Consider the following 7,944-nt stretch of genomic DNA (forward strand, 5'->3'; position numbering starts at 1 on the left):
GCCGCTGGACCAGGTCCCTTCCGTCGCACTGCCTCCCGTGGATCCGGAAGCCTGAGCCTGCGCGGCCAAAGTGACCGGCAGCCGGCGCGACACCAGGAACGCCGGATTGGTGATGAAGAACAGCAGCCGAGGGGCCGAAACCAGTGCGGCGCTCGCCAGAGCCGACGCGTCTCCCGGCGGCACGGCCCAGCCGGGTGGCGAACACGCCCTCCACCGCCAGGATGTCGTCCAGGGCCGCCAGGGCGGCGCGGGATTCCGCCTGGACGATCAGGCGGCAGATTTCACCATCGGCACCAGCAGGGTCTGAACACCGATGTCCAGACCCTGCTTGATGCGTGCGGCATCATGATCGACGACGCGCACCAGGACGTCGGATGCACTGCCCTGAAGCGCCCGCAACTGCAAAAGGACCGTCCGCAAATCACCCAGGCCATGCTCGCCGTCAAGCAGCAGCCAATCGAACGCCGTGTCGCCCAGCCATTCAGCCACACCGGGATCGCCCAGCCCCAGAAACAGGCCGATTCTGGGCTCGACCGCCGACGTGAGCGCGTGCTTGAAACGATTTCGCCTGGCGAACTCTGGTATCAACCGGCCTGTGACGGCAACAAGCCGTCGTAGACCACCATGTCCTTGATATGACTCATCATGTACTGCTTCATCGCGACATGTGCCGGACTGGTCTGGTAGACATCATGCGCCTTGGCATCGACGAACAACGCACTGGTGGCATGTGTATATCCCTTGGACCGATCCGCCACGTTTTCACCATAGTGATACATCAAAATGCCCGCGCATTCGTCTCGCACCTTTTGCGCATGCACTCTGACCTGATGGTGAAACCGCGCATCGGCGCCTTCTCCAAACCGCATCATCACCACATGCAGAAACGCCCCTGATCCGCTCACTCTTTCCTCTCGAGTCCATCGACTGACGACATATCCGCAGGGGGCCCTACCCCCACCCCATCCTTACATCCGGGCCAGCAAGCCGCCATCTATGGCCAGCACATGGCCATTCACGAAGCGACCGGCGGCGGACGCCAGATAAAGCACCGCCGGCGCAATGTCTTCAGGTTCAGCCCAGCGCTGCAGTGGCACGGAGTCCTGAAGAAAAGCGTTGAACTGCGCCTTTTCCTGCAATGCCTCGGTGAAACGCGTTTTGACGAAGCCGGGCGCCAGCGCATTGCAGGTCACGCCCTGTGCGCCGTATTCGACCGCGATGGATCGCGTCAAGGCCGCCAATGCGGCTTTGGCGGACGCATAGGCCGAGATGCCCGGCATGCTGGCCATGGCCGCCACGGAGGACATCAGAATGAGGCGGCCGCCCCCCCGGGCCACCATCTGCGGCAAGACCGCCTGCGCGCAATTGAAAGCGCCATCGACATGCACCTTGAACAGCGATTTCCAGGCATCCGGCGCCTGCTCGACCAGGGGCATGCGGTTCTGATTACCCGCATTGCTGACCAGCACGTCAATTGCCCAGCGATCTGCCGACAGGGCCTCGACCGCCCTGCCCACAGCCGCATGATCGGAGACATCGAAGGGCGCGGAGCGGGCCTCGATGCCCTGGTTTGCCAATGCCGCCACCGCCTCCTCGCAGCGCTGCGGCGACAGATCATTGATGAGGACCCGCGCCCCTGCCTGACCCAGGCAGGACGCAATGGCATAACCCAGCCCTGCCCCGGATCCGGTCACCAAGGCTGTCTGGCCCTGCAGACCGAACGTCGTCTTCAAATAATCGAGATTCATCCCACTCTCCTGAAAACCATTGCGCGGCGCGCCACATGCGAACCCTTGCTCAACGCAAGGTCTGCACACCCGCACACACATTCATATTCTGTCCCGTAACGCTGCGTCCAGCCGGCGAAGCCAGGAACACGGCCATCCCGGCAATGTGGGACATGGGCACCATGCGGTGCATGGCGACATGCGCCAGCACCTCCGCACGCATGTCCGCCTCGGAAATGCCTTTGACCTGCGCCTTCGAAGCCACCACCTCGTCGACACGCCGGCTTTCCACGATGCCAGGCAACACGGCATTGACCGTGATGCCGTACTCGCCCAGTTCAATAGCAAGACTCTGGGTCATGCCCACGACAGCCCATTTGGAGGCCGCGTAGGGGACACGAAACGGATAGCCCAACCGCCCAGCCACCGAACTGAGATTGATGATGGCGCCCCGCTCCGACTGTTTGAGGGCGGGAATGGCCCTGCGCGTGCACAGGAAGTGCCCTCGCACATTGACCGCCATGACACGGTCCCAATCGTCCACGGACACATCCGCCAGCGCCGCTGTGGGGCCCGCGATGCCAGCATTGTTGACCAGGACGTCCAGACCGCCCAAAGATGCCAGCGCATGATCGAACCATTGATCCACGGACGACGGATCGGACACGTCCGCGCAGAACGTCCCGAGGCCCTTCACGGTTCGGCCCGCATGACTCAAGGCCTCGGCGGACAGATCACAAACCTGCACCCGGGCGCCCGCCTCGAGAAAGGCACGCGCGATTTCCAGGCCGATGCCTGACGCGCCGGCGGAAATCATGACCCGGCACCCGTTCACCCCATCCGCACTATGCACCAGTCTCCTCCTTGAGCGTGCAGGACCGATGTCCATGCCTTGAGCAAAATGGCCGCATCACGCTACCCCATGATCCAGCGATAAGGAATCACCACGATCTGCGGAAACAACACCAGCAGCAGCAATGCAATGCACTGAGCCAGCAGGAATGGCCAGACCCCGACAATGATTTCCGTCATTTTCGCCTTGGTGACGCCCGCCACCACATTTAACACCGCCCCGACAGGCGGAGTAATCAGGCCGATCGAGCACGCCAGCATGAACACAATGCCGAAGTAGACTGGGTCGATGCCAGCCGCCACCACCGCCGGAAGCAGAACGGGGACCAGAATCAACACGATGGGGATCATGTCCATGGAGGTGCCAATGACCAGCACCAGGCCCACAATCGCCAGCATCAGCAAGGTGGGCGAATCCTTGAGTGGCTCGACCAGCTCGGTCACCTGCTGCGGCAGGCCGGCAACCGTGATCATCCAGCCGGACACCAACGCCCCCGCCACCAGGAACATCACCATGGCGCTCATCTTCGCGGATTCCAGGAAGACGGCGTACAGCTCGCGCGGACGCAGTTCCCGATAAACGCAGGTCGCCACCAACAGGGCATACACAGCCGCCACGACGCCCGCTTCCGTCGGCGTGAAGACCCCGAAGCGCAAACCGACGATGATGATCACGGGCAACAGCAAGGCCCAGAAGCTTTCGCGCAGCAAGGCCAGCACTTCCGCTATCGGCACTCGCGGCAATGGCTGGATGTCGTCCTTGCGAGACACCAGGAACCAGGTCACGCACAGGCACAGCGCCATCAAGATCCCGGGCACAATCCCGGCCAGGAAAAGACCCGTAATGGAGATGTTCCCGGTCACGCCGATCAGGATCAAACCGATCGAGGGCGGGATGACCAGTGCAATGATGCCCGAAGCCGCCACCAGCCCCCCAGAGCGCCCCCGGGTGCTGCCCGCCTGCATCATCATGGGCACCAGCATGGCCCCTAGCGCGGCAGCATCCGCAGCAGCGGACCCGGAAAGGCTCGCCAGAATGCTGGCTGCCAGAATCGTGACGTATCCCAAACCGCCCCGGATATGCCCGACCAGCGCCAGCGCCAGATTCACGATGCGACGCGACAATCCTCCCACATTCATGAGCGTGCCGGCCAGCATGAAAAACGGCACCGCCATCAGGGGGAAACTGTCGGCACCGTTCAGCAAGTTCTGGGCAACGATCTGCGCATCGAAGAAATCCAGCTGATACATCAGGGCAACGCCTGTCAATATCAACGCATACGCAACGGGCAGGCCAATGGCAAGTCCGGCGAAAAGGACAATGATGAATAACAGGAGCGTCATCAGTCGGCTCCCAACGAAGTATTTTCCACCATGGTGTGCAATTGATCCGCGGGCGTCCTGATCAGGACATACAGCTGATGCAGCAGAATGATGCCAGTCGACACGGCAAACACCACCCCGACGCCGAAGAACCACGCCTGGGACAAGCCGGACGCGGGCGCCGTGGCCTCATAGTTCAGGCGGGTCTGCTCGAGGCTGCCTACGAAAATCAGCCATGTGGCGTAGATCATCAAGACATTAGCCAAGGCCAGACATGCCTTGCGCGCCTTCGGCTTCAGAGCCTCTATCACCACGTCAACCCCGAGGTGCGCATGTTCCCGCAGCACCAGAATCGAGCCGAGAAATGACAGCCAGACAAAACACCAGCGCGCCAGTTCCTCTGAAACAGGCAGGCCTGAGTTGAACGCATAGCGCATGACCACATTGGCAAATACCATGACGACCATGGCGGCCAGGCAAGCGACAATGATGACTTTCAGCAGCGTGTCATAGGCCCTGATCAATTTCGACATGGGCACTCCAATAAAATTGACATACCCGTCCAACAGGAAGCCTCGCTGTCGGACGGGCACTCATGACTCAAGAATTAAATGCTTACTGCTTTCCCCGGACCTTCTGGATGGTCGCCAGGGTCTCATCAACCAGCTCCGCACCCAGCTGCGCTTTATATTTTTTGGTCACGGAGGCAGTCGCTTCGATGAGGCGTGCCTTTTGTTCCGGGTCGATGGTGTTGAACTTCATGCCGGCCCCGACCAGTTCCTTGACAACGTCTTTTTCCATCTGGCGGCTGACCTGACGGAAATAGGTCACGGACTCCGAGCACGAATCGCTCAACACGGCCCGTTCATCCGCATTCAACTTGTCCCAGAACCGCTTGCTGACCAGCACGACGGCCGGCAGGAAAACGTGCTGCGTCTCCGTCAGATAGGGCTGGATTTCCTGATAGCCGCTGCTTTGGGTCACCAGGTAGGAGCTTTCCTGCCCGTCAATGGCCTTGCTTTCAAGCGCCGTATAGGTTTCCGGATAAGGCAAGGGCAACGGATTGGCGCCCAGCGCCTTGAAGGTATCAATGTAGATGCTGTTTTGCAGGACGCGCAGCTTCAGGCCATTGAAGTCTTCCAGCTTCTGGATGGGATGCTTGCTGTTTGTGACCTGGCGAAAGCCATAATCCCAATAGCACAGCCCAATGAGGTTCTTGCTCGGGAATTTTTCCAGCAGCTTCTTTCCCACCGGGCCATCAATCACCGCATCGGCTTCCTCGACGCTATGGAACATGAATGGCAGATCGAAAATCCCCAGTTCCTTGACGTTGCTGGTTGCGCCAGCGGTGGAAACCACCGAGAGCTCGACGATGCCGCCCTGGGCAGAAGACATGGACTGTATTTCGTTACCCAGCTGGGCATCCGGGTAGCCCGTGATCTTGAATTTCCCGCCGCTCTTTTCCTTGGCGACCTCGATGAATTTATTGACAGCCAGGCCGACAGGATTGGTGGCGCTGACAGCGTAGCTGAACTTCATGCTGCGCCCGGAAATATCGGCCGCGGATGCCTGTGTGGCCGAGGCCCCCAGCAGGGCCGCCGCCAGAAACACCGAGGTGGTTTTCAACTTGAACGACATATTCATCTCCTACCCTTTGAATTTTTTTCCGCCATTTGCGGTGATTGCACTACTTCAATTCCTGCCCAGCCAGAGAGCCTTCGAGAAATTTGTTCGGTTTCAGGAAAAAGGACAGCACGAGCGCGCCGTTCGGAGAGCGGGCAATATGCCGGTTCCCCTTGGGGCGCCAAACATAATCGCCTTCTCTGACCTCACCTTCGTCATCGACGATGCTGCCGCTGAGCACATACGTCTGTTCGATTTCCACATGCTCGTGCAAGGGCAATTCCGTCCCCGGCTGCCAGCGAAACAAAGCCGTCATCAGGCCCGTTTCGGGCACATCCAGCAGAATCTTCATGTCAATGCCCGGCGTCGGTGTCGATTTCCACGGCAAGGCAGCCACATCGACATAGCGGGACGCAAGCTCTCCACTGGCAAAAGGTGCCAGATCTTCACGCAGGACCATCTGCTTCTCCTTGGGGTTTCACGTGGCGGCATGGGGCCGCCATCACTCTTTCGATAGGGTGTTGGTCAATGTGCCAATGTGCTGCACCGTGGCCGACACCACGTCGCCCGGCTGCAAACAAACGGGCGGCGTCATAGCGAACCCGACGCCCTTTGGGGTGCCGGTTGCAATCACGTCACCGGGTTCCAGCGTCATCCCTGCCGACAACTGCTCAATGATGGCCGGCACGTCGAAAATCATCGAAGCCGTGTTGTCCGATTGCCTCAGTTCGCCATTCACGGTCAATGAAATAGCCAGATCGTTGGCATTCGGGATGGCTGAACGGTGAACCACCACAGGCCCCATGGGGCAGGAGGTATCCAGACCTTTACCCTTGAACCACTGACCATGCCGCTGCTGCAAGTCACGCGCGGTGATGTCATTGACGATCGTGTATCCGAACACGTGGTCCAAGGCCGCATCACGGCTGATATCGCAGCCACGACGGCCAATGACGATCGCCAGCTCGGCTTCATAATCCAGGCTGTCGGTCAGGTCGGCATGCCGCCGCACTTTGGCCAGGTGGCCAACCACCGCCGTGGGCGGTTTGGTAAAGAACTCGATGGCCGTGGGGAACTGATCCGCAGGACGCCCGCGTGCCAGATTGCCTTCGATGATGTGATCTCGGTAATTCCTGCCCACGCAAAAAACGTTTTTTTTCATGAGCAACGGCGCGGCGATCTGCACATCCGCCAGTTTCAGCCCCGACTGCCCCGCATCCAGGTGCCGATCGAGGCAGGCGCTGACGGCACGCATCCCCGGCTCGCCCAGCGCGATCAGCTCGCTCACATTAGCCGGCATGAACGGCAGCCGATGATCCGGCGATGCAGCCAGCATCGCGGTCAGATCAATCACCGTGTCATCTTCCGTCAACAGCCCCAGCCGCGGCATTGCCTGCTCGATAAAACTCAAAAATTTCATTCAAACCCCCATCCCACATCTTCGTAAATCACGCTGTTCAGAGATCGACCGACGAGGCCCCGCTCTGAATGAATTTCCTGAAAGCCGCCAGCAAGCCATGGACGTGCTCCCGGGCCAGCCGTTCCGCCAAACCGGCATTGCGCTGCTCGATCGCATCAATCATGGCCAGATGCTCGCGCAACGAGTCCTCGCCACGGTGCAACCGCTTGATCGTCTGCCGCCGGAACGTGGTCTGGCGGTGACCGAAAGCGGCCCACACTTTTTCCAGCAAGCGGTTGTGCGCCAGCGCCATGATTTCTTCATGAAAAGTCACGTTGGCCTGGGCATATGCGCTGGCATCCCGTTCTTCGGACGGTGCATCCAGAAAAGGGGCGAAGAGCGCACGCAGCCGCTCGACATCGCGTTGGGAGGCGTTGAGTGCCGCTTCGTGGGCTGCGAAACCTTCGAGCATTTCTCGCAATTGCAGCCATTCGATGTATTCCCCGTCCGTTACCGGCGACAGCAAGGCGCCACGCCCCGGACGCAGACTGACCAGCCCTGTGCTCTCGAGGCGGATCAAGGCCTCCCGGACCGGCGTGCGGCTGACCCCCAACTGATTGGCCAGGTCTTCTTCACGAACACGAACCGGTTCCGTGAGGTCCTGCATCATGGAGCCCAGAAGCGTCCGGACATCTTCATAGACAGACTGAGTTATCGGTTTTTTTTGTGTGCTATCCATAGTCAATTTATACATAATTGTGTTTTGCATACAAATTATATTCTTGTATGGAAAACCGAAAATCGGGGTATACCCGAGTCAGCGGGCTCCGTCACGCCACAAACGCACAGGCCCCGTCGTAACGGGGCCTGTGTCTTAGAAAAAAGAATGGATTTGAACAATGAAGGCAGGTTTAGCCTTCAGAGAGGGCAATGCGCCAGAGTCTCCGCTGTCAGGCGCGCGGCGGCTAGCGTCCGGCCAGTTCCCGGTACACGTCCAGGTGCGCCCGGACGATCCGGTCC

The 7,944-nt window shown here is 59.9% G+C and carries 11 protein-coding genes; all 11 read right to left on the reverse strand.

Annotated elements, in window-relative coordinates; all coding sequences use genetic code 11:
* Window positions 1–183: hypothetical protein (locus VDP74_RS15105; RefSeq protein ID WP_323000462.1), on the reverse strand; the 183-nt coding region annotated here is incomplete at its 3' end.
* A gap of 84 nt (window positions 184–267) precedes the next feature.
* Window positions 268–588, reverse strand: a complete 321-nt coding sequence (locus tag VDP74_RS15110) for an aldolase/citrate lyase family protein (RefSeq protein WP_323000463.1) — start codon at window positions 586–588, stop codon at window positions 268–270.
* Window positions 585–905 carry a Dabb family protein gene (locus VDP74_RS15115; RefSeq protein WP_323000464.1) on the reverse strand — a complete coding sequence of 107 codons (321 nt, stop codon included), beginning with the start codon at window positions 903–905 and terminating at the stop codon, window positions 585–587. The genes VDP74_RS15110 and VDP74_RS15115 overlap by 4 nt, the downstream gene beginning before the upstream one ends.
* Window positions 906–968: 63 nt before the next feature.
* Window positions 969–1,748: an SDR family NAD(P)-dependent oxidoreductase gene (locus VDP74_RS15120; RefSeq protein ID WP_323000465.1), complete on the reverse strand. Its 780-nt coding sequence runs from the start codon at window positions 1,746–1,748 to the stop codon at window positions 969–971.
* 49 nt (window positions 1,749–1,797) lie between these two features.
* Window positions 1,798–2,544 carry an SDR family oxidoreductase gene (locus VDP74_RS15125; protein WP_323000466.1) on the reverse strand — a complete coding sequence of 249 codons (747 nt, stop codon included), beginning with the start codon at window positions 2,542–2,544 and terminating at the stop codon, window positions 1,798–1,800.
* A gap of 98 nt (window positions 2,545–2,642) precedes the next feature.
* Window positions 2,643–3,923, reverse strand: a complete 1,281-nt coding sequence (locus VDP74_RS15130) for a TRAP transporter large permease subunit (protein WP_323000467.1) — start codon at window positions 3,921–3,923, stop codon at window positions 2,643–2,645.
* Window positions 3,923–4,435 carry a TRAP transporter small permease gene (locus VDP74_RS15135; protein ID WP_323000468.1) on the reverse strand — a complete coding sequence of 171 codons (513 nt, stop codon included), beginning with the start codon at window positions 4,433–4,435 and terminating at the stop codon, window positions 3,923–3,925. The genes VDP74_RS15130 and VDP74_RS15135 overlap by 1 nt, the downstream gene beginning before the upstream one ends.
* An 82-nt stretch (window positions 4,436–4,517) precedes the next feature.
* Window positions 4,518–5,441, reverse strand: a complete 924-nt coding sequence (locus tag VDP74_RS15140) for a TRAP transporter substrate-binding protein (protein ID WP_323000469.1) — start codon at window positions 5,439–5,441, stop codon at window positions 4,518–4,520.
* Window positions 5,442–5,589: 148 nt separating this feature from the next.
* The gene (locus VDP74_RS15145) at window positions 5,590–5,985 is read right to left on the reverse strand and encodes a cupin domain-containing protein (protein WP_323000470.1); all 396 of its coding nucleotides are present in this window, start codon (window positions 5,983–5,985) and stop codon (window positions 5,590–5,592) included.
* 42 nt (window positions 5,986–6,027) lie between these two features.
* Window positions 6,028–6,945, reverse strand: a complete 918-nt coding sequence (locus VDP74_RS15150; protein WP_323000471.1) for a fumarylacetoacetate hydrolase family protein — start codon at window positions 6,943–6,945, stop codon at window positions 6,028–6,030.
* 37 nt (window positions 6,946–6,982) lie between these two features.
* The gene (locus VDP74_RS15155) at window positions 6,983–7,663 is read right to left on the reverse strand and encodes a GntR family transcriptional regulator (RefSeq protein ID WP_416233006.1); all 681 of its coding nucleotides are present in this window, start codon (window positions 7,661–7,663) and stop codon (window positions 6,983–6,985) included.
* Between the last annotated feature and the right edge of the window lie 281 nt (window positions 7,664–7,944).

The sequence above is a fragment of the Castellaniella sp. genome, from assembly GCF_034674885.1.
Taxonomy (GTDB): Bacteria; Pseudomonadota; Gammaproteobacteria; order Burkholderiales; family Burkholderiaceae_B; genus Castellaniella.

What these genes read in the sequence shown, in the direction of transcription:
- VDP74_RS15120 (WP_323000465.1), bottom strand. Translation starts at nt 1,748, where the DNA reads ATGAATCTCGATTATTTGAAGACGACGTTCGGTCTGCAGGGCCAGACA.
- VDP74_RS15125 (WP_323000466.1), bottom strand. Translation starts at nt 2,544, where the DNA reads ATGATTTCCGCCGGCGCGTCAGGCATCGGCCTGGAAATCGCGCGTGCC.
- VDP74_RS15130 (WP_323000467.1), bottom strand. Translation starts at nt 3,923, where the DNA reads ATGACGCTCCTGTTATTCATCATTGTCCTTTTCGCCGGACTTGCCATT.
- VDP74_RS15135 (WP_323000468.1), bottom strand. Translation starts at nt 4,435, where the DNA reads ATGTCGAAATTGATCAGGGCCTATGACACGCTGCTGAAAGTCATCATT.
- VDP74_RS15140 (WP_323000469.1), bottom strand. Translation starts at nt 5,441, where the DNA reads ATGAAGTTCAGCTACGCTGTCAGCGCCACCAATCCTGTCGGCCTGGCT.
- VDP74_RS15145 (WP_323000470.1), bottom strand. Translation starts at nt 5,985, where the DNA reads ATGGTCCTGCGTGAAGATCTGGCACCTTTTGCCAGTGGAGAGCTTGCG.
- VDP74_RS15150 (WP_323000471.1), bottom strand. Translation starts at nt 6,945, where the DNA reads ATGAAATTTTTGAGTTTTATCGAGCAGGCAATGCCGCGGCTGGGGCTG.
- VDP74_RS15155 (WP_416233006.1), bottom strand. Translation starts at nt 7,663, where the DNA reads ATGGATAGCACACAAAAAAAACCGATAACTCAGTCTGTCTATGAAGAT.